Source organism: Desulfoglaeba alkanexedens ALDC (assembly GCF_005377625.1).
GTDB lineage: Bacteria > Desulfobacterota > Syntrophobacteria > Syntrophobacterales > DSM-9756 > Desulfoglaeba > Desulfoglaeba alkanexedens.
Genome location: NZ_CP040098.1, coordinates 2,983,766 through 3,002,904, shown reverse-complemented (window position 1 = coordinate 3,002,904; position 19,139 = coordinate 2,983,766). Strand labels below are relative to the sequence as shown.

General features: G+C 59.4%; 18 protein-coding genes. 10 read left to right on the top strand and 8 right to left on the bottom strand.

The features are described from left to right. Positions 1–52 precede the first annotated feature (52 nt). The 4 genes from FDQ92_RS13540 to FDQ92_RS13525 are packed head-to-tail and all read left to right on the top strand — an operon-like array spanning position 53 to position 2,902. Positions 53–661 carry an NADH:ubiquinone reductase (Na(+)-transporting) subunit D gene (locus FDQ92_RS13540; protein WP_137425385.1) on the top strand — a complete coding sequence of 203 codons (609 nt, stop codon included), beginning with the start codon at positions 53–55 and terminating at the stop codon, positions 659–661. A 29-nt stretch (positions 662–690) separates the two neighbouring features. Continuing rightward, positions 691–1,284, top strand: coding sequence for an NADH:ubiquinone reductase (Na(+)-transporting) subunit E (locus FDQ92_RS13535; RefSeq protein WP_137425384.1), 594 nt, complete (start codon positions 691–693; stop codon positions 1,282–1,284). A gap of 15 nt (positions 1,285–1,299) precedes the next feature. Continuing rightward, on the top strand, positions 1,300–2,403 hold the full coding sequence (locus FDQ92_RS13530) for an NADH:ubiquinone reductase (Na(+)-transporting) subunit F (RefSeq protein WP_137425383.1): 1,104 nt from the start codon (positions 1,300–1,302) through the stop codon (positions 2,401–2,403). Positions 2,404–2,425: 22 nt separating this feature from the next. Beyond that, the gene (locus FDQ92_RS13525; RefSeq protein WP_137425382.1) at positions 2,426–2,902 is read left to right on the top strand and encodes a hypothetical protein; all 477 of its coding nucleotides are present in this window, start codon (positions 2,426–2,428) and stop codon (positions 2,900–2,902) included. Between the two features lie 319 nt (positions 2,903–3,221). Here the strand turns inward: FDQ92_RS13525 and FDQ92_RS13520 are convergent, their stop codons facing one another. Next, positions 3,222–4,097, bottom strand: coding sequence for a thiamine pyrophosphate-dependent enzyme (locus tag FDQ92_RS13520; RefSeq protein ID WP_137425381.1), 876 nt, complete (start codon positions 4,095–4,097; stop codon positions 3,222–3,224). Then, positions 4,084–5,757 (bottom strand): 2-oxoacid:acceptor oxidoreductase subunit alpha, encoded by a 1,674-nt coding sequence (locus tag FDQ92_RS13515; protein ID WP_137425380.1) that lies wholly within the window; start codon positions 5,755–5,757, stop codon positions 4,084–4,086. The genes FDQ92_RS13520 and FDQ92_RS13515 overlap by 14 nt, the downstream gene beginning before the upstream one ends. A gap of 333 nt (positions 5,758–6,090) precedes the next feature. Between FDQ92_RS13515 and FDQ92_RS13510 the strand changes: the two genes are divergently transcribed. The 3 genes from FDQ92_RS13510 (at position 6,091) to FDQ92_RS13500 (ending at position 10,695) form a co-directional block, all read left to right on the top strand. Then, a complete protein-coding gene (locus tag FDQ92_RS13510; protein ID WP_137425379.1) occupies positions 6,091–8,091 on the top strand; it encodes a monovalent cation:proton antiporter family protein in 2,001 nt (666 codons plus the stop codon). 276 nt (positions 8,092–8,367) lie between these two features. Continuing rightward, positions 8,368–10,032: a long-chain-fatty-acid--CoA ligase gene (locus FDQ92_RS13505; protein WP_137425378.1), complete on the top strand. Its 1,665-nt coding sequence runs from the start codon at positions 8,368–8,370 to the stop codon at positions 10,030–10,032. A 471-nt stretch (positions 10,033–10,503) separates the two neighbouring features. Beyond that, the gene (locus FDQ92_RS13500) at positions 10,504–10,695 is read left to right on the top strand and encodes a hypothetical protein (RefSeq protein ID WP_137425377.1); all 192 of its coding nucleotides are present in this window, start codon (positions 10,504–10,506) and stop codon (positions 10,693–10,695) included. Positions 10,696–10,700: 5 nt separating this feature from the next. Here FDQ92_RS13500 and FDQ92_RS13495 read toward each other — a convergent pair whose 3' ends face one another. From FDQ92_RS13495 to FDQ92_RS13485, 3 genes are all read right to left on the bottom strand, one after another. Beyond that, the gene (locus tag FDQ92_RS13495) at positions 10,701–11,771 is read right to left on the bottom strand and encodes a DUF72 domain-containing protein (protein ID WP_246041735.1); all 1,071 of its coding nucleotides are present in this window, start codon (positions 11,769–11,771) and stop codon (positions 10,701–10,703) included. A gap of 93 nt (positions 11,772–11,864) precedes the next feature. Next, a complete protein-coding gene (locus tag FDQ92_RS13490; protein WP_137425375.1) occupies positions 11,865–12,140 on the bottom strand; it encodes a hypothetical protein in 276 nt (91 codons plus the stop codon). A gap of 32 nt (positions 12,141–12,172) precedes the next feature. Next, positions 12,173–12,418 carry a KH domain-containing protein gene (locus FDQ92_RS13485; protein ID WP_137425374.1) on the bottom strand — a complete coding sequence of 82 codons (246 nt, stop codon included), beginning with the start codon at positions 12,416–12,418 and terminating at the stop codon, positions 12,173–12,175. A 384-nt stretch (positions 12,419–12,802) separates the two neighbouring features. On the opposite strand from FDQ92_RS13485, the gene FDQ92_RS13480 reads away from it, so the two are divergent. The 3 genes from FDQ92_RS13480 (at position 12,803) to pstA (ending at position 15,690) form a co-directional block, all read left to right on the top strand. After that, entirely contained in the window at positions 12,803–13,618 is an 816-nt protein-coding gene (locus FDQ92_RS13480; protein ID WP_137425373.1) for a phosphate ABC transporter substrate-binding protein, read from the top strand. A 177-nt stretch (positions 13,619–13,795) separates the two neighbouring features. Further along, positions 13,796–14,689, top strand: coding sequence for a phosphate ABC transporter permease subunit PstC (gene pstC / locus FDQ92_RS13475; RefSeq protein ID WP_137425372.1), 894 nt, complete (start codon positions 13,796–13,798; stop codon positions 14,687–14,689). Positions 14,690–14,697: 8 nt separating this feature from the next. Further along, complete coding sequence (pstA, locus tag FDQ92_RS13470; protein ID WP_246041733.1) at positions 14,698–15,690, top strand: phosphate ABC transporter permease PstA; 993 nt, start codon at positions 14,698–14,700, stop codon at positions 15,688–15,690. A 126-nt stretch (positions 15,691–15,816) separates the two neighbouring features. Here the strand turns inward: pstA and phoU are convergent, their stop codons facing one another. From phoU to FDQ92_RS13455, 3 genes are all read right to left on the bottom strand, one after another. Continuing rightward, positions 15,817–16,476, bottom strand: a complete 660-nt coding sequence (gene phoU / locus FDQ92_RS13465) for a phosphate signaling complex protein PhoU (protein WP_137425371.1) — start codon at positions 16,474–16,476, stop codon at positions 15,817–15,819. A gap of 11 nt (positions 16,477–16,487) precedes the next feature. Beyond that, the gene (gene pstB, locus FDQ92_RS13460) at positions 16,488–17,249 is read right to left on the bottom strand and encodes a phosphate ABC transporter ATP-binding protein PstB (RefSeq protein WP_137425370.1); all 762 of its coding nucleotides are present in this window, start codon (positions 17,247–17,249) and stop codon (positions 16,488–16,490) included. A 99-nt stretch (positions 17,250–17,348) separates the two neighbouring features. Continuing rightward, entirely contained in the window at positions 17,349–19,139 is a 1,791-nt protein-coding gene (locus FDQ92_RS13455; protein WP_137425369.1) for an ATP-binding protein, read from the bottom strand.

Sequence of the window (19,139 nt, the reverse complement as noted above, 5' to 3'; positions counted from 1 at the left end):
GACCACCGGGTCCGCGGACCCTCAAACACCCGATGCAAGGAGTTTCCGCTTCATGGCGCGCGAAACCGCCTCAGCCATCTTCCGCAAAGGCCTCTGGGATGAAAACCCCGTCTTCCGGCAGGTCCTGGGCATCTGTTCGGCGCTCGCGGTCACGAACCTACTCCTCAACACCTTCATCATGGGGGTGAGTCTCATCTTCGTGACCGCCATGTCCAACGTCACTGTGTCCCTGCTCCGGAAAGTGACGCCGGCCCGCATCCGGATGATGGTACAGGTGCTCATCATCGCCTCCTACGTCATGATCGTAGATATCGCCCTCAAGGCCTACCTTCCCGACATCAGCGAGGCGCTCGGCCCGTACGTGGGCCTCATCATCACCAACTGCATCATCATGGGCCGGTGTGAAGGCTTCGCCCGAAACAACGCTGTCTGGCCGTCATTCCTGGACGGCGTCGCGTCGGGGTGCGGCTACGCCTTCGTGCTGCTCACCATCGCCTTCATCCGGGAGCTTTTGGGGTTCGGAACCGTCTTCGGGCTTCGGGTCATGCCGGACGCCTGGACCAATTGGGTGATCATGGTCATGGCACCCGGCGGGTTCTTCATGCTGGGACTTTTCATCTGGGTGGCCCTGAGCTGGAGCGGCGAAAAGAAAAAGGCGTGATCGCGTTCATTCATCGGAAAGGAAAAACCATGGAAACCGGCGTGAGCGCCCCGGTCATCTTCTTCGCGGCGATTTTCACCAACAACATCCTGCTGACCAACTTCCTCGGCATGTGCTCGTTTCTCGCCATCAGCCGGGAAGTGAAGTCTTCGGTGGGGCTGGGGCTCGCTGTGACCTTCGTCATGGCCTGCACCACCGGGATCAATCACCTCGTGTACCACTACATCCTGGTGCCATTCGATCTCGTCTCCTTCCGGTTCATCATCTTCATCGTGGTGATCGCCGCCTTCGTACAGCTGGTGGAAATGGTCATCGAACGCTACTCGCCGCTCCTTTACGTGGTGCTCGGCGTCTTCCTGCCGCTCATCACCGTCAACTGCGCCATCCTGGGCGTGTGCCTCTTCATGGTCATCCGGGAATACACCTTCGTCCAGTCCGTGGCCTATGGGTTCGGGGGCGGCCTGGGGTGGATGCTCGCCATCGTGGCCCTGGGCGGCATCCGGGAAAAATTGAGGAAGGCGCCCGTCCCGAAGGCGCTGGAAGGCGCGGGATTGAGCCTCATCGTGGCGGGCCTGATGGCCCTTTCGTTCGTGGGTTTCAGCGGCATGATCCAGATGCAGTGAGGGAGAGGGTTCCCCATGCTGGAAATGGCCATCGGAGTGGTTTCCCTGAGCGGACTCACCGCCTTTTTGGCCCTTTTGCTGGAATGGGCCGATTCCTATTTCGCCGACTACGGCGAATGCCACATTTCCATCAACGGAGGCGAAAAGGTGCTCACCGTCCAGGGCGGCGGGAAACTCCTGGGAACCCTCATGGACAACGGCATTTTCGTCCCCTCGGCCTGCGGCGGCCGCGGGAGCTGCGGCTTGTGCAAGGTGAAGGTCCTTGAAGGCGGCGGTCCCATTCTTCCCACCGAAACCCCGTACATGGAACCGCAGGAAATCGAAAACAAGGTCCGCCTGTCGTGCCAGATCAAGGTGCGAAACGACCTGGTGATCGAAATCCCCGAGGAGCTGTTCCTCATCAAGGAATACCAGACCCGGGTCGCCGCCATCCGGGAGCTCACCCACAACATCAAGGAAATCACGCTGAAACTGGTGGATCCGCCCGAAATCACCTTCAAACCGGGTCAGTTCATCCAGTTGGAAGTGCCAGAATATGCGGAATCGCCCGAACCGGTCTACCGGGCCTATTCCATGTGTTCGGCGGCGAGCCGCCCCACTGAAGTAAAGCTCGTCATCACCCGCGTCGAAAAGGGCATCGCCACCACCTACATCCACGACTACCTCAAGGAAGGCGACCCGGTAACCATCAACGGTCCTTACGGAGAATTTTACCTCAGGGACACCGACCGCGAAATCCTCATGATCGCGACCGGCTCCGGACTGGCGCCCCTCATGTCTCTCCTGCACCAGATGGCCGACGAAGGAATCCAACGAAAGGCCACGCTCTTTTTCGGCGTCCGTGCCAAGAAGGACCTCTTCTACAGGGACGAACTGGAAGCCTTCAGGCAAAAGCTCCCCGATTTCGACTACGTCCTGGTCCTTTCCAGCCCCGACCCCGAAGACCAGTGGGATGGTGAGACCGGCCTCGTCACCGACGCGGTGGAACGGCGGTTTAATGACCTTTCGGAAATGGAAGCCTACCTGTGCGGCAACCCGTTCATGATCGACGCGGCGGTGAAGCTCTTCACGTCCAAGGGCATCCCCGAAGAACGCATCTACTACGACAAATTCGGTTGATCCGGCCGAAGGGGAGGAACCCATGGCCCGCTTTCCCGTGTATCAGACCCCGGAACTGGACGAGGCGGAAAAGCGCATGCGCCCGCACGCCGACCACCCGCATGGGTTTCTGCGCGGCGACCCGCGCCCGCTCGTCCAAATCCTGAACGCGGATCACCTGGCCGTAAAGGAACTGGGGCTGACCCACGAAGCCATAGCCCAGCGGCTGAAGGAACTGACGGAAGCCGCCAAGAAGGCCTACGGGCAGACCGTCGACGTGGAAGGCCGGTTCCGGGTGCGTATCGAGGCGGCTCGGGGCAAAATCCCGTGCCCGTGGGGACACCCGGGCCTTTACCCCAAGACCCACGTCACCCTGGAACGGCTGGATACCGGTGAAACCCTCGCCTGGAGCGATCTGGGGATCCACATGATCGAAGCCCACGGCTTCTACCAGGGCGCCGGCAGTCCGTACCGGCTCGATCCCCGGCGCCTGAAAACGATCCTGGAACTGAGCGGCTGAAGCGCCCCGCCCTGCCCTCCCGCCTTCGTCCGCCCACCGCCGGATCCCCTTACCCGCCCACATTCCCCCGCCCCACCGGCCCGGTGTTCCGTTATCGGTAGGAGCGGGCTTGCCCGCGACCCGTAAAACCGGCAACACCCCGTTGACCCTGATCGCCGGCTTGGGAACGGCCTCAAATCGAAGCTGGAGCTTCTGCACAGTTGTGTTCCCAAGCTGGAGCTTGGGAACAAGGTGGAAACCGGCAATGCCCCGTTCACCCTGATCGCCGGCAAGCCGGCTCCTACAGGGCATCAGACAGCCTCTTACCTCACGGTTGCCGTCATGCACCGTGGTGAGCGGCAAAGCCGGCGAGAAGATCCAGGGTCCGTTCCGCCGGGGGAAAACCCGACCCGGCGAGGGGCAGATCGCCGTGGCGCTGTCGGAACCGAGCCCCAAAAACGGGTCGGGTGTCGTCTTGAAAGAAGCAGCCCGTCATATAGCGGTTTTCTTCTTGGAGGAGCAGGGAAAGGGCCGCCGCCTGATCTTTCGGGTCATGGGCTTCGGGGACGGGCCGCACGCGTTCCCGGTACCAGGCCACCGGATGGCGACCCCAGGTGATGCAGGGCTGGATGACTTCGACAAGGGCCAAGCCCGGCCGGCGGACGGCCTCCGTCAGGAGCGCGCTCAGCGCTTCCGGATCCAGGGCGAACCCCCGTGCCACGTACGGGCACCGATGGGCCACGGCCACGGCGAGCATATTGAGCGGCGCCGCTTCCACCCCCTCCGGATGAAGGCTTCTTATTTCGCCCATGGGTGTTGTGGGGGATCCTTGGGCCTTGGTCAAAGCATAGAATTCGTTGTTATGGACGAGCACCGTGATGTTGGGATTTCTTCGGAAGGCGTGGAGCAAGTGATTCCCGCCTTCCCCGTAGCAGTCTCCTTCGCCGGTGGTCACGACCGTAATGAGTTGTGGATTGGCGGCCTGGATGCCCGCGGCGACGGGGAGGGCTCGACCGTGCAGTCCATTGAAAAAGTGACATTGCAGATAATGGGGCAATTTGGCCGCTTGGCCGATCCCGGATACGAGGCACACATCCTGGGGATTACAGCCAAGGTCCGCCAAGGTCTTTTTTAAGGCCGAAAGGATGCCGAAGTTGGGGCATCCGGGGCACCATTGCACGGGCACATCGTTTTTGAAAATATCAGGCGAGTTCATGATAGGCCCTCCGGATGAAGGCGGCCGTAAGCGGCAGCCCGTCGCTTCGCAGGATGCGTTTCTCCACTTTCCGGCCGTATGCCAAGGCCATGAGGGCGGCCCATTGGCCGCCGGCGTTGTTTTCCACCGTCCAAAGCCGTCCCTTTTCGGGAAGGGGCGTTGCGGGTGGGGGCCACAGATCCGTCCAGTGAAGCAGCCCCACGCGGACACCACTGCGTCGCAGGGCTTCGACGGCCTCCAACGCCGCGCCTCGCGCGGATCCCCACGTACAGAAAATTTCTTCCGCGTCTTCCAGTCCATAAGCCTCAGGGGCCTTCATGGCTTGTTGAAGACCCGTGCCCTTCTTGAGCCTTTTGGCAAGCATGGACGGGGCCGTGCGGGTCAGGTCTTCAGTGATGTGGCCCCATTCGTCATGTTCGTCGCTGTCCGCCGTGACCAAATGAGGCCCTTGGCCGGGGTAGAGTCGAGGGGAGACGCCCGTATCGGTGAGGGCATAGCGTTGGTAATGCGTGACGTCTTTAGGGTCGGCGAGGTGGCACCGACGGACGATGTCTTCCAGCCGAAAGTCGTCGACGCTGAATCGGGCATCCGCCAGGAGCTGGTCGCTCAGCACGATCACCGGGATTTGGAAACGATCCGCAAGGTCGAAGGCCCGGCCCATGACGTGCACCGCCTCCCGGGGGTCGGACGGGGCCAGCACGGCCTTGGGGAATTCTCCGTGTCCGGCGTGGACGGCGAAGAGGAGATCCCCTTGCGCCGTTCGCGTGGGGAGCCCTGTGGCAGGTCCCGGCCTTTGCGCCAGCACGATGACCACGGGGACTTCCGTCATGCCGGAAAGGCTCACGGCTTCCACCATGAGAGCGAAGCCGCCTCCGGAAGTAGCGGTCATGGAGCGGACTCCGGCGAATGAGGCGCCCAAGGCCATGTTGATGGCCGCAATTTCATCTTCGGCTTGTTCGCAAAAGATCCCCGTCTTGTCCCAATGTTGAGCTAAGAAACGGATGATGCCTGTGGACGGCGTCATGGGATAAGCGGCCATGAAGCGGCACCCGGCGTGGAAGGCTCCCACGGCCAGGGATTCGTTTCCGGAAATGAGATAAAAGGCCTGATCTTTTTGAGGGAAAGACCATGGACGCTGATCCCCCAAAGCTCGATCTGCATGGTCGTATCCCAGTGCGGCCGCCTTGAGGTTGGCCTGGACGGCGTCTTCGCCTTTGGAGGCGAATTCGTGGGTCAGCACCCGATCCAGCACGGCCGTGTTCAGCCCCGCTACGGCCGCAAGCGCCCCCATGGCGAGGGTGTTGGCATAAAGGGGGCGTCCCAATTGGGACCGAGCCATTTCCTTGAACGGAACCACAATGGAACGGCCTTCGGCGGCCGTTTCCCCCACCAGGATCGCCTCCGGTTTGCACCACGCTCGGTATTTCTCCATGGCTCCCGCGTTGAGGTAGAGTAGAATATCGGCTTCCATGGTCGGGGCGCTCACCAAGGGATCCGTCACGCGAATCGTGAACGAGTTCTGCCCACCTCGAATGCGCGACTCATATTCCTGCCAGGCGAAGACTCCATAGCCGTGAGCAGCCAGGGTATCGGCCAGCACATCCCCGATGGTCTGGACGCCTTCTCCGGCACTTCCCGCAATGACGATCGTGCAATCCATAAGCCCTCCGTTCCTTCTTTGAAGGATGCTGTGTCCGAAACCTTGGCCTCTTAGGTCCGTCCCTTACCTTATACCATCCTTGCACCCTCAGGCCAGAGAATGCGTTAGGCCCATTCACGAAGAATCTGGTACAAACCCATCGGAGACCCAGGAACGGGTGACCGTAGTATCGACTTGAGGTTTTATGGAACCTGGTACGAGTTCCAAGACCACGGGCAACACCTGACCCGGCGATATCTGGACCGTGCCGATGGAAGCATCGCCCGCATTGATCCCGAAAAAGCCCTTGAGAATTCTCGAGGATCCGGTGCGCCGCATGGGAGAGAAGGATCTGTGCACACGCTGACGGATTTGCTCATTGTTTTCGTATCGGCCGTTGGAGTCATTCTGGTTTGTGATCGTGTGAAGATTCCCCCGATCGTGGGGTTTCTTCTCACCGGGTGCCTGACGGGGCCGCACGGCCTCGGCTTGATCGAATCGTCGGAAAACGTAGAATTTCTGGCGGAAATCGGCGTAGTACTCTTGCTTTTTTCCATCGGCCTGGAGTTTTCCCTCTCGGAACTGATCCGAATCAAGCGCGTAGTCTTTTGGGGAGGCGGCTTGCAGGTCTTGGTGACGATTGTCGTCGTCTGGGCCCTGGTCGAATACGCCCTTGGATCGCCGGAGTCCGCTCTGCCCATGGGGCTTTTGATCGCCTTGAGCAGCACGGCCATCGTGTTGAAAACCCTTCAGGACCGCATGGAGCTGGAAAGTCCTCAAGGTCAGATCAGTCTGGGAATCCTTTTGTTCCAGGATGTGGCCGTCATACCCATGATGCTCTTTATTCCTCTGTTGGGAGGCACTGCGGAAAGCCTCTATCGAGCCCTGGGCATCCTCGGCGCCAAATCCGCCGGGATTTTCCTCTTGATCTTCCTCACCCAGCGCTATCTCCTTCCACGGATCCTCACCGTAGTCGCTGCAACCCGAAGTCGGGAGCTGTTTCTTCTGACGGCCGTGGTCATCTGTTTCGGTGTGGCGTGGGTCACGTCATCGGCCGGGTTGTCTTTGTCTCTGGGCGCCTTTCTCGCTGGTTTGGTCCTTTCGGAATCGGAATACAGCCATCAAACATTGGCCCAGATGCTGCCTTTCAAAGATCTCTTTACCAGCTTGTTCTTCATTTCCGTGGGAATGACTCTCAACGTGTCCTTCGTCATGCAGAACCTTCCCGAGGTTTTGGCTTGGACCGTTGGGATCGCGGTGCTGAAGGCGCTGGTGTGCATGGGGGTCGTTGCGGCCCTCGGGTATCCCTTCAGGACGGCGGTGCATGTAGGGCTGATCCTTGCCCAAGTCGGCGAATTTGCCTTCGTACTGAGCACGGTCTGCATCAACCACAAAATACTGGCCGGGGATTCTGTGCCCCTCTTCCTGGCTTTTTCTACGCTGAGCATGATCATGACGCCGTTTCTCATTGCCATGGCGCCTCGAATCGCCGAAGCCGCATCCCGCGCGCCGCTGCCTCAAAGAATCCTCAGCGGCTTTGCCGCCCCTTCTTTCACAAAAACCAACCACGGGGAGCCTCCGCTGAAAAATCATGTTGTTATTATAGGTTTCGGCCCCGTGGGGCGCAACCTCGCTCGAGCCGCCAAGAGTTCCGGTGTGCCCTACGCGGTCGTGGAGATGAACCCGACCACGGTGAGAGAGGAGAGGAAAAGAGGCGAACCGATCGTTTTCGGTGATGCTTCCGAAAAGACCGTTTTGGACCACGTCTCCATCAGGGACGCCAAGGTCGTGGTCGTTTCCCTGGCTGACCCCTCCATGGTCAGGCGGATTACGGTCTCGGTGCGCGCCGCCGCCCCCACGGTATACCTCATCGCCCGCACACGGTTTTTGTCGGAGGCGCCTCATTTGATCGCATTGGGGGCTGATGAGGTCATCCCGGAGGAACTGGAGACATCCATTGAAATTTTCGCCCGAGTGCTCACCAAGTACCTGGTGCCTCGAGAGGATATCGAGGCAATGATCGCCCGCGTGCGTGCCGAGGGGTACCATTCGGTGGAAGGCCCGCAGGTGCCCATGATGCAGTGGTGCGACCTGTTGAGGGATCTACCGGACATGGAAGTGCGATCTTTTCGCATCATGGCGGGCTCACCCATAGCCGAAAAAACCATCGGTGCATTAGGTCTTCGGAAAAACTGGGGGGTGACCGTTGTGGCCTTGCGGCGCAACGGCGAATGGATCGCCAATCCAGGACCGGAAACGGCGCTCAAAGCCGGTGATGTGATGGTCGTTTTCGGACGGACATGCGACATTCGAAAAATCCATCCCCTCATGAGGGCGTTAGAGGCATCGGCGTGAGGAGGGGGCATGGGGGACGCTGGACCGATTTATGTTGTGCCGCTTGACAAGTCACCTCAAACGCTGGTTTATTCCTTCCCTACAGAAGGAGCCGGCTTGCCTGCCTGCCGGCTTGCAGGCGGCTCGAATCGCGGCCAAGACCGATCCTACAAACACATCCTTCGCGGCTGAAGCCGTTCCACCCAGGGATCCGCATCGCCGTCTTTTCATTGCCGGACACCGGAACCTCAGAGCGGTCAATGCGGGCAATCCAACCGACAAAAAAGAGGTAGAGGAATGGAGATTATCAAGGGTTTTCCGTCAACGTCGCAGGATGATTATCAGCTGAACATGATCAACATTATCAGGCATGCCGTGAGAAACTTCGGCAAGCAGCAGATTGTTTCGAGAAAACCGGGCGGTTTGTTCCGGTACACCTACAAGGACGCCTATGCGAGAATCAAGCGGCTTGCCAACGCTCTCTACGGTCTAGGAGTCAAGATAGGTGACCGTATCGGGGTGCTCGAGTGGAATACTTACAGATACTATGAAATGGACTTCGGTATTCCGGGATCCGGCGCAGTCCTTCTTCAGATGAATCTGAGGTTGTCGCCTCCGGACCTGAGTTTCGTTGTGAATCACGCGGGAGCATCGTTCATCTTTGTGGATGAGACCCTGATTCCCATCGCGGAATCCATTGCTCCTCAGTGCAAGACGGTAAAGGGCTGGGTGATTCTCACGGACAAGGAGCTTGGAGATGTCGAGACGAAGCTGAGTCCGGTTTTCAGTTACGAGGAAATTCTTGCGGAGGCCAAGGAGGATATTGAATGGCCGAATCTCGATGAGAAATCGGCCTACGCCGCCTGTTATACCACCGGGACGACAGGAAACCCCAAGGGGGTCTTTTATTCCCACCGGAATGTTTACCTCCATTCTGTGGCCGTTGTCATGAATATGGAGCTTTCCTACCGGGATTGCTTAATCGAGCTCGTCCCCATGTTTCACGCCATGGGCTGGGGCATGCCCCAGGCGGCTACGATGGCGGGATCCAAGCTTTTGCTTCCCGGCAGATACGAGGCGGTTGACCTTGGCCCCATCGTGGAGACCATGGTAAACGAAAATGTGACCGCGGGTGCCGGTGCTCCAGCCATCTTTATGCCCATGCTCGAATACATCCGGAAGATGGACGTGAAACCCAACTTCAAGGGCGCCCGTTTTGCCTCCGGGGCCACGGAGCCGCCCGTCGCGCTCATGAAAGGATTCTATGACATGACCGGCGCGGAGATTATTCACGCTTACGGGGCGACGGAAACCACGCCCCTCGTGGGGCTCAATCGGCTGAAACCATGGTTGAACGAGATGTACACGGAAGAACAGAGATGGGATATCAAGCGCAAGCAGGGTTATCCTCCAGTGGGGATTGACGTGAAGATTGTGGATCCGGAAGGGAAAGAGCTTCCTTGGGATGGAAAATCTTCAGGGGAACTGCTGTTCCGGGGCCCCTGGATCACGGGCAGCTATTACAACGCCCCCGGAACGGAAACGCAGTTCACCGCCGACGGTTACTGGAAGAGCGGGGATGCGGCAACGATCGATGAGGAAGCCTACATCAAGATCACCGACAGGATAAAAGATCTGATTAAGAGCGGCGGAGAGTGGATCTCTTCCGTGGACATGGAAAACGAACTCGTTTCCCACCCGGCTGTTCTAGAGGCTGCCGTGACCGGCGTCAGCCATCCCAAGTGGGAGGAAAGGCCGATCGCCCTCGTAGTGATAAGGCCGGAACAGAAAGGTAAGGTATCGAAAGAGGACATTCTCGCTCACCTGGGCAAGAAATTCGCCAAATGGCAGCTTCCGGATGAGATCCTGTTTGTGGATGCCATTCCCAAAACCAGCGTCGGCAAAATCAACAAGAAAGCTATCCGAGATAAATATCACGACATTTATATAGGAGGCAAATAGGGGCATAGATGGAGAAATATGGCGCCGTTTATATAACTTACATTCCCCAGTCATGTCGGTGATGCATGGGGTAATTATGAATGGGTGCGGATCTTTTAGAACGAACATCCAGGGTGACCCTCTGAGGTAGATCCAGATGGCCCTGAAGCAGCAAGCGCATCAGCTCCGTTTCCCCTCGTTCCCAAGCTCCAGCTTGGGAACAAGGTGGAATTTCCAGAGAATTTTAACATCTTACAATGAACACTTTATTTTGTGGACCTGTACTGAGCGCATGACCCCACAATCAGGTGGGCAATAACCTGGGAGCGCGGGCGTCCCGCCCGCAACTCTTAGGCCCATGGCGTCCTCTGCGGGCGAGACGCCCGCGCTCCCAGTGCCGAACTCCTCGTGGCCGCTACCTTGGCTAGACGCATATGGGGCAGCACCCGGGCTTGGTCGACCGTTATCCTGGGGGATACAAAGATGTAATCGATGCGGGGATTCAGCGGAAAAGACCACATCCCTCTCGGCGTTGCGGACCTTGGGATCCACTTCGTTCAGGTGCACCGAGCAAGCCGGCACTATTTCGCCATCGATATCGACCACGGCGCACAGCGCGCCGGAGCCTTTACCGTCGCTGGGCGGCTCGATTTCCCTCATTTCGCCGATGTGATAAACGGATAGCACCATCAGCCCGGCCGGTTTCCCGGACCTGGCCCTCCCCTCCGGGAATTGCTGGTATGCCGGCTCACGAACCGCAAAGCCAGCCGTTGCACGATAAGCGGCGCGTTTCCACCCGAGCGGTTGTTTACGATCACGAACACCCGCATATCCCGGCGGAGGGCGTCCCGCGCGATCGCCACCGTGTCGTCGAGCATCCTTTCGTCGAGCATGTCCTCCTGGATCCGATCGAAGGGATGAGTCCGGGCGTAGGCGTCTTCATAACGGACACCGCGCGGGGTCATGAGGCGCAGCACACACGTGCGCCCTCGGTTGAAAGGCCGGCCGGCCATCCTTTCATATTGAACGGAAAGCGGCGGAAGCCAGGTCCAATGGGAAAGGACCACGCCGACGCCTCGGGCTTCCAAGACATCGAACACGGGCGGCCGCAGCAAGGCGTCCGTCCTCAATTCCACGTGGTAGCGGGAATCCCCGGGCACCGAACCGAAAAACGCGTCGAACTCCCGCGCCACCTGCTGCGGCGCAGGCCGATCGCCGCTTTTCTGGTACTCCTGTTCAAAAACGAACCCCGCGATCTTTTCCGAAAGGAGCTTGCAGGCCGGTTCATAAAACCAGCGTCGAAACACCACGGGATCCAGATACTGCGGGTTCTCTACGACCTTGCCGCCGCGCCGAAGTCTCCTTGCGAACACCGCCTGAGGCACCTTCAGCAGGACCCGAGCATCCTCCGGCAGGTGACGGGCGTAGGCGGAAAGGGCATGGAAAGTCCTTGACGGCGAACCGTCGGGGTTTTGGAGCAGGCCGTAGAAGGTGAAATCCAGTTCCAGCACCTCGAAGTGTTCGAAATATTCGACGACGCTTTCTACAGGCAGGAATTCCCCGGTGAAGGATCGGGACCCGAGCTTCACCGACCGGCGGGAGATACGGCCCTCATAACGCGCCCGGGTATAGATCTGTCCCAGCCAACCGCCATAGCGGTCGCTCGCCGTTCCAAACAGCAGGTGAGGATGGATCCCTCGAAATTCAAAATTCGCGAAACGAGGACCGCCCACCTCGGTATCCCGGGCGGGGGGAGTCACGGTCGCATCCTCGGCTTTTCGGCAACCAGCTGCGCCACGGCGCGATCCGGGTCTGGCAGGTTCCGGGCACATGAATCGTTCCCGCGATCCGATTCAACGGCTCTCGGAACGGGCCAGTTTCTGTTCGGACCACCGCTTCAGAAATCGGCCGATTCGTGTTTCCCTTTGACTTTCGCGAGGGCGCTCCTCCAGCACCCCCTCCTTCTTGAGAGCCGCCTGAAGGCAGGACCTCACCCAGGCACACCCGATGCACTCGGGCTGAGGTTGGATCACGCCCTCATCGTCTCGAGGGCAGACCTTGCGAGGGTCTCCGAAGCACGAAGGCTCTCCGCTCTCGTTCTGCGTCTTGTTCCCTGTGACGACGTCCATCACCTGAGCTCCATCCGTCCGTCCGTCCGACATCACTCGAGAATCTCCAGCACCGCACGCTTCTTCAGCTTGGTGGCTGCGGCGTTCATGATGGTCCGGAGCGCGTGGGCGTTCCGGCCTTCCTTGCCGATGATTTTTCCCAAGTCGTCCTTGGCGGCCTTCAGCTCAATGACCGAAATCTGGGCCCCGTTGATTTCTCGAACCTGAATCTGTTCCGGATGTTCCGCCAGAGCTCGCGCGATCACTTCCACCAGTTCTTTGATTTCGCTCCCTTTCATACCTCACCCCCCGCTCCAGTCAATCACGTTCTTTCTGAACTTCCGATGGGCAATCAACCTGGGTTCTGGAAATGGCATACAAGACTTCAACGCGCCTTTGTGAAAGGGCTGGGGAACCGCTCCCCCAAGCAGGACGCCTGCTCAACCTGGAATAATTCAAGATGTCGTTACGAAAGAAAAGAGAACCCCGATCGGCCGTTCCACAAAGTAAAACACTAGGCCAAAGAGAGCTTCTCTGTCAATTCAAAATGAGGCATAATGTTCGCCAATTAGGTTTCTTACGCCGGACCGGCGTTTCCATCAATGGGTTCCGTCGTGCGCGCGGCGTGGATTCCAGTAACCGGTGCACGACGCCGACCTCAGGCCAAAAGGGAGGACATAGCGATGAAAATGAGATTCCTGGCTTCAGCAGCCTGTGCCCTCGGCTTGCTGATCGCTTCGGCCGCCCGGGCCGAGTCCCTCAACATCAACGGTTCCACGACGGTACTTCCCGTGGCGCAGAAGGTGGCGGAAGCCTTCATGAAAGAATATCCGAGCATCTCCGTTTCCATCTCCGGTGGCGGATCCGGAAACGGGATCAAGGCGATTATCGACGGCACAACGGACATCGCTAACAGTTCCCGGTTCATCAAGGACAAGGAAGTGGCCCTGGCGGTCCAAAAGGGCGCCTATCCGGTTCCCTTCGCCGTGGCTTACGACTGCATCGTTCCGGTGGTTCATCCATCCAATACCATAAGCGATCTGTCCTTGGATCAACTGAAGGCCATTTACGAGGGGAAGATCCGCAACTGGAAGGAGGTGGGAGGTCCCGACAGGCCCGTCGTGGTCATCTCCCGCGACACGTCTTCGGGCACCTATGAAGTCTGGGAAGAGAAGGTGATGAGGAAGTCAAGGGTCTACCCCGGGGCGCTCCTTCAGGCGTCCAACGGAGCCGTGGCTCAGGCGGTGTCCAGAAACGCAAACGCCATCGGCTACGTGGGCATCGGCTACCTCAATGAAGGCCTCAAGCCCCTCACGGTGGACGGGGTGGCCGCCGGCGTGGAGACGACCCTGGACGGAACGTTTGCCATCAGTCGCCCGCTTTTCATGTTCACCCGGGGATGGCCGGAAGGCCCGGTTCTGAAATTCATCAAGTACGTGCTGCACCCGGCCAAGGGTCAGAAATACGTAAAAGACGCCGGATTCGTCCCTCTTTATTGATGCGGGATCGATTTCCTCCCCTCATCCGGGGAAGGCGGCTCGAAGCGACCATTGACAGCAGGCCGGCAGGCTTTACAATCGCGCGCGCCGCCGGTTCCGCCTGAAACCCGGGCCGCCGCATCGCCTGGAAAACGCAGGCTCCGGACACTACCACCAGACATCCCGCAGGGGACGACGATGATCGCCGAGCGAGCGAACAGGGAAGCACTGATCCGCGCCTTTTTCTTCGGGGTGGCCTTCGTCTCCATCGCCATACTCGGGACGATCCTGGTCTTTCTCTTCGCGGAAGGTACCCCGATCTTCCGGACCGTGTCCGTGAAAGCCTTCCTCTTCGGCCGCTACTGGTACCCGACGGCCGACCCGCCGGACTTCGGTATCTATCCCCTGCTGATCGCCTCCATGGCGGTGACGGCGCTCTCAGCCTGCATCTCGGTTCCTCTGGGCATCATGACCGCCCTCTATCTCGCGGAAATCGCTTCCGAACGGGTGCGCGAAACCGTGAAACCCATAATCGAACTGCTGGCAGCGCTGCCCTCGGTGGTGATCGGCTTTTTCGGAATGGTCGTGGTGGCGCCCTTTCTCCAGGAAACCTTCAACATCGCCACGGGCCTGAACCTCTTCAACGCTTCGCTTATGCTGGCCTTCATGTCGGTTCCAACCATCTGCAGCATTTCGGAAGACGCCATAAGGAGCGTACCGCTGGAACTGAAGGAAGCCAGCCTGGCGCTGGGAGCCACTCACCTGGAAACCATCGGCCGAGTGATCATTCCGGCTTCCCTTTCGGGTATCAGCACCGCGGTGATTCTCGGCATGTCTCGAGCCATCGGCGAAACCATGGTGGTGTTGATGGTGGCGGGCGGGGCCGCCATGGTCCCCCTGTCGATCTTCGACCCAGTGCGCCCCATGCCGGCTAGTATCGCGGCTGAAATGGCCGAGGCGCCTTTCCGGAGCGAGCATTACCACGCGCTGTTCGCCATCGGCATGGTCCTTTTCCTCTTCACCATGGTTTTCAACGTGATCGCCGACACCGTGGCTCACAAGCACAAGCAGGTGGGAGCGGCGACCCTTTAGGACGCGTTATGAGAGACTGCATTCCCGTCCGGGAATCGATGAGAGCAGATCCCATGCGAGGTGACGACCACGGGTCCGTTTCCGATCCACCGAAGAGAAATTCCGTGCCCAATGCCGCGCCCACCGCGGGCCGAAGGGCCGCTCCAGCACGGGTTTCGAGCCGGCGACTCCGCCAGAGGTTCTTTTTCGCCGTGTTCAAGGGGGCCGCGGTTCTGAACGGCCTGGCCCTGGGCATCGTCCTTTTCTTCCTGGTCAAAAACGGCTGGCGGGCCTTCTCCTGGACCTTTCTAACCCAGGCTCCCCGCAACTCCATGACCGAAGGCGGGGTCTTTCCCTGTATCGTCGGGACACTTTCATTGAGTCTCGGCGCCTTGCTGGTGGCCTTTCCGATGGGAGTCGCTTCCGCCGTCTACCTGAGCGAGTACGCTCGAGCCGGGCGCATGCTTCGCTTCATCCGGTTCGGCATCAACAATCTGGCCGGGGTTCCCTCGGTGGTTTTCGGGCTTTTCGGGCTGGCTCTTTTCGTCACCTGGTTCAAATTCGGGGTGAGTATCGTCTCGGGGGCTTTCACTCTGGGTGCGCTGACCCTGCCGGTTATTATAGGGGCCGCCGAGGAAGCTCTGCGGGCCGTCCCCGGCACCTACCGCGAAGCGTCCCTGGCCCTCGGAAGCACCCAGTGGCAGACTATTTACCGCGTGGTCCTCCCGGCGGCCCTCCCGTCCATGCTCACGGGGGCCATTCTCGGGATCAGCAGGGCCGCCGGCGAAACGGCCGCCATCATGTTCACCGCCGCCGTTTTTTTCACACCGCACCTTCCAGGTTCCATCTTCGATCCCGTAATGGCCCTCCCTTACCACATCTACGTTCTCGCCACGGCGGGGACGGAAATCGAAGCCACACGCCATCTCCAATACGGCACGGCCCTTCTGCTCATCGTGCTGGTCCTCGGCATGAACTTGGCCGCCATCTGGTATCGCGCGCGGCTCCGAAAAAGGCGCTGAAAGCGGTCGCGCACCACTTCGGCAAGGCCTTCGCGGAACCCCTTTTCTCGATACTTAGGCGAAAACCGCACGACACCACAGACCGGCGCGCGTCACGCCCGCCTCCACAAGTGCGGTGCAGCAACGTCAGGTCTCACAATGGTGCTTGATATTTACACCGTCCACGATGAATATGACGTTTTCCGCGATGTTGGTCGTCTGGTCGGCAACCCGTTCCAGGCAGCGGGCCACGATGATGGTCTGGACGGCCCGCTCCACCGTCCGCGATTCCTCAATCATGTATTCGATCATGGTTCGAAGAACCCGCGAGTTCATCTCGTCGGCATCGTCGTCCATCTGGCAGACGTCCCGCGCCTGGTTCACATTCCCGTTCATAAAGGATGCAACGGCCACACGAAGCATGTCCATGGCCGTATCGGCAAGCCTCTGCAGAGCCGGCAGCGGCTCCAGCGGCGGCCGTTGGCACAGGAACTTGGCTCGTTGAGCGATATTGACGGCCTGGTCTGCGATCCGCTCCAGATCGATGCTCATGCGGATGGAGCCGACAATGAAGCGGAGGTCGCGGGCCATGGGTTGCTCGAGGGCCAGCAGTTTCAGTGACAGCCGGTCGATTTCCAGTTCCAGTTCGTTGATCTCCTGATCGCCGTCGATCACCTCCTGGGCAAGGACCTCGTCGCGCTCGTTCAATGCTTTGAGAGCCCGCTCCATGGCGCGCTCGGTCTTCGCCGCCATCTGGAGAACGATCATGCGCAGGGCTTCCAGCTGTTGGTGAAAATGGCTTTTCATAAAACGGTCTCCTAACCGAACCGTCCCGTGATGTAATCTTCGGTTTGCTTGATTTTGGGCCTTGTGAACAAGGTCTCCGTCTTATCCGTCTCGATCAGTTTTCCCATGTAAAAAAACGCCGTGATGTCGGAAACCCGCGCGGCCTGCTGCATGTTGTGTGTCACGATAATGATTGTATATTCCGATTTCAATGCGTGGATCAATTCCTCGATTTTCTGGGTCGCGATGGGATCCAGCGCCGAGGCTGGTTCATCCATGAGGAGCACTTCGGGTTCAACGGCGAGCGCCCTGGCGATGCACAACCGTTGCTGCTGCCCGCCGGAAAGGCCCAACGCCGAATCTTTGAGGCGGTCCTTCACTTCTTCCCACAAGGCCGCCTGACGGAGGCTGGTTTCCACGCGTTCTCTGATGAACGCCTTGTCCTTGATCCCGTTGACCCGCAAGCCGTAGGCGACGTTTTCGAAGACGCTCTTTGGAAAAGGATTGGGCTTTTGGAATACCATGCCGACCCGCCGCCGGAGTGTCACCACGTCCATGCCGGGTGCGTAAATGTTCTGGCCGTCCAGGATCACCTCGCCTTCCACCCGCGTTCCCGCAATGAGATCGTTCATCCGGTTCAGGCATCTGAGCAGTGTACTTTTGCCGCATCCCGAAGGGCCGATGAGCGCCGTCACCCGGTTTTCGTGAAAATCGATGCTGATGTCATGGAGCGCGTGAAACTTACCGTAATAGAAATTCAGGTTCCGCACGGCCATCTTGAGTTCATGATTCATGGTCTCAGTCCTGCTCCCTGCCACGTCTTGAATCCGAAAGATCGGGACTGTTTCGCCCGAGGGCGCGGTGTCGGCGATGAAGCCGTTCCTCCGCGGGCGTCAAGCCGCGCCGACCGCACGCTTGAGTGAAAAGCAGAAGGCGGAGCCGTGCTCTTTCCCTTGGGGCGGGCTTTCCACCCAGATCCGACCTCCCAGGTTTCGGACGATGTGGCGGCAGATCGCGAGTCCCAGGCCGGTGCCTCCCGTACCGTCTCCCCGCTGCTTGTCCACGCGGTAGAACCGCTCGAAAATGCGACTTTGATGTTCGACGGGAATTCCGGGGCCCTCGTCTTCGACCTGGAACACCGCCATATCCCCTTCTTCGCGTACGGACACCCGGACGGAAGACCCCGCAGGACTGTAGCGGATCGCGTTGTTGAGAAGATTCTGGAACACTTGGACCAGGGAATCCCGAACCGCATAGACGGGAACCTCTTTTCCGGCGAAGTCCGACTGCAGGCCGATCCCCTGTTTCTGAGCCAGAAGAGCACAGGTTTCCCAGGCGCTCTCCAGCGCTTTCGCGGCATCCACCACGCCCAGGGGCGCGTCCAATCCCCGGACTTCCAGGCGGGTCAGCTGCAGCAGGTCGTTCACCATCCGGGACATGTGATTGGCGTTCTTGAGAATGGTCTGCAGGAAGGAACGCGTCTCTTCGCTTTCGGCACAAGGGCTTTCCAGGAGGGTTTCCGCGTAACCCTTGATGGAGGTCAGGGGGGTCCTGAGCTCGTGGCTCACATTGGCCACAAAGTCCCTTCGAACCCGTTCCAAGCGCTTGATGTCGGTGATGTCGTGAAAAACCACCACGGCGCCCCCGGGAGTCCCCGGACCGGGAATCCTCACCAGGTTGATGTCGTAAAAGCGGTTCCCTTCCATCTCGATTTCCAGGCGTTCCTGGTCTTTTTCAAGCAGGACCTCGTCGCACGCTTTCTGCAGTTCCGGGCTCAGGAAAACCTCCAGAGGCCGCTTTCCCGCCTGCGGTTTGGGATCGCGCTGGAGGAGCATGAGCGACCGATTGGTCACGCGAATCCGTCCGTCCCGATCGAGCACCATCACGCCCTCCTTCATGCTGTCGAGGATGGTCTCCAACTGGGACTTCTGGAAAGTGAGCCGCTGAACGTCATCCCCGATCCGGCTCGCCATCTCGTTGATGGCCTTGGCCAGACGATTGAATTCCGGAGAAGCGTCGATGTGGATCCGCCGCTGGTACTCCCCTTTACCGATAGCCTGAGCCGCTTCGACGATTTTCTGGATCGGTTCTTCGAAACGGCGCGACAGAACGTAGCTGATGCCTCCCGTGACCCCGAGAGTCAAAGCCAGAACGGCCCACAGTCTGGGATAAAGGCGGTCCAGCCACCCTTTGACCGTGGGAAACGGCACCGCCAGGCGAAGAACCCCCGAAGGAAGACCACCTCCCGGTTCGATGCGCCTGGCTACGTAAACCATTTCCTGCTGGAGGGTCGCACTGTAACGAATGCTCATTCCCACGCCTCCGTGGCGGGCCTCCATGACTTCCGGCCGCGCGGCGTGATTGTCCAAAAAGGGCAACCGGTCGTTCGGAACGTGGGAATCCGCAATGACCACGCCCCCTTCGGCGATGACGGTCACTCGGAACCCCAGGTGCCGCGCCAGATCCTCGCACCACCGCTCCAGGTCTTCGGCACGCGTGAACCGTTCATGATGTTCGAGGGACCAATAGACGAACTCCAGGTGCTTGCGGGCCGCTTCGACCGCTTCCTCGATCACCAGGTTCTCGAGCGGACCTTTCAAGATGAAGATCGGAAGGCAGAGGGAAAAGGCGACCACCATCCAGAAAACGAGAAAAAGCCGCGTTCTGTACCGAAGAGACCTCAT

Bases quoted from the DNA above. Each gene is read 5' to 3' on its own strand.
- FDQ92_RS13540 (WP_137425385.1), top strand. From the start codon at position 53: ATGGCGCGCGAAACCGCCTCAGCCATCTTCCGCAAAGGCCTCTGGGAT.
- FDQ92_RS13535 (WP_137425384.1), top strand. From the start codon at position 691: ATGGAAACCGGCGTGAGCGCCCCGGTCATCTTCTTCGCGGCGATTTTC.
- FDQ92_RS13530 (WP_137425383.1), top strand. From the start codon at position 1,300: ATGCTGGAAATGGCCATCGGAGTGGTTTCCCTGAGCGGACTCACCGCC.
- FDQ92_RS13525 (WP_137425382.1), top strand. From the start codon at position 2,426: ATGGCCCGCTTTCCCGTGTATCAGACCCCGGAACTGGACGAGGCGGAA.
- FDQ92_RS13520 (WP_137425381.1), bottom strand. From the start codon at position 4,097: ATGAACTCGCCTGATATTTTCAAAAACGATGTGCCCGTGCAATGGTGC.
- FDQ92_RS13515 (WP_137425380.1), bottom strand. From the start codon at position 5,757: ATGGATTGCACGATCGTCATTGCGGGAAGTGCCGGAGAAGGCGTCCAG.
- FDQ92_RS13505 (WP_137425378.1), top strand. From the start codon at position 8,368: ATGGAGATTATCAAGGGTTTTCCGTCAACGTCGCAGGATGATTATCAG.
- FDQ92_RS13500 (WP_137425377.1), top strand. From the start codon at position 10,504: ATGCGGGGATTCAGCGGAAAAGACCACATCCCTCTCGGCGTTGCGGAC.
- FDQ92_RS13490 (WP_137425375.1), bottom strand. From the start codon at position 12,140: ATGGACGTCGTCACAGGGAACAAGACGCAGAACGAGAGCGGAGAGCCT.
- FDQ92_RS13485 (WP_137425374.1), bottom strand. From the start codon at position 12,418: ATGAAAGGGAGCGAAATCAAAGAACTGGTGGAAGTGATCGCGCGAGCT.
- FDQ92_RS13480 (WP_137425373.1), top strand. From the start codon at position 12,803: ATGAAAATGAGATTCCTGGCTTCAGCAGCCTGTGCCCTCGGCTTGCTG.
- pstC (WP_137425372.1), top strand. From the start codon at position 13,796: ATGATCGCCGAGCGAGCGAACAGGGAAGCACTGATCCGCGCCTTTTTC.
- pstA (WP_246041733.1), top strand. From the start codon at position 14,698: ATGAGAGACTGCATTCCCGTCCGGGAATCGATGAGAGCAGATCCCATG.
- phoU (WP_137425371.1), bottom strand. From the start codon at position 16,476: ATGAAAAGCCATTTTCACCAACAGCTGGAAGCCCTGCGCATGATCGTT.
- pstB (WP_137425370.1), bottom strand. From the start codon at position 17,249: ATGAATCATGAACTCAAGATGGCCGTGCGGAACCTGAATTTCTATTAC.
- FDQ92_RS13455 (WP_137425369.1), bottom strand. From the start codon at position 19,139: ATGAGGTCTCTTCGGTACAGAACGCGGCTTTTTCTCGTTTTCTGGATG.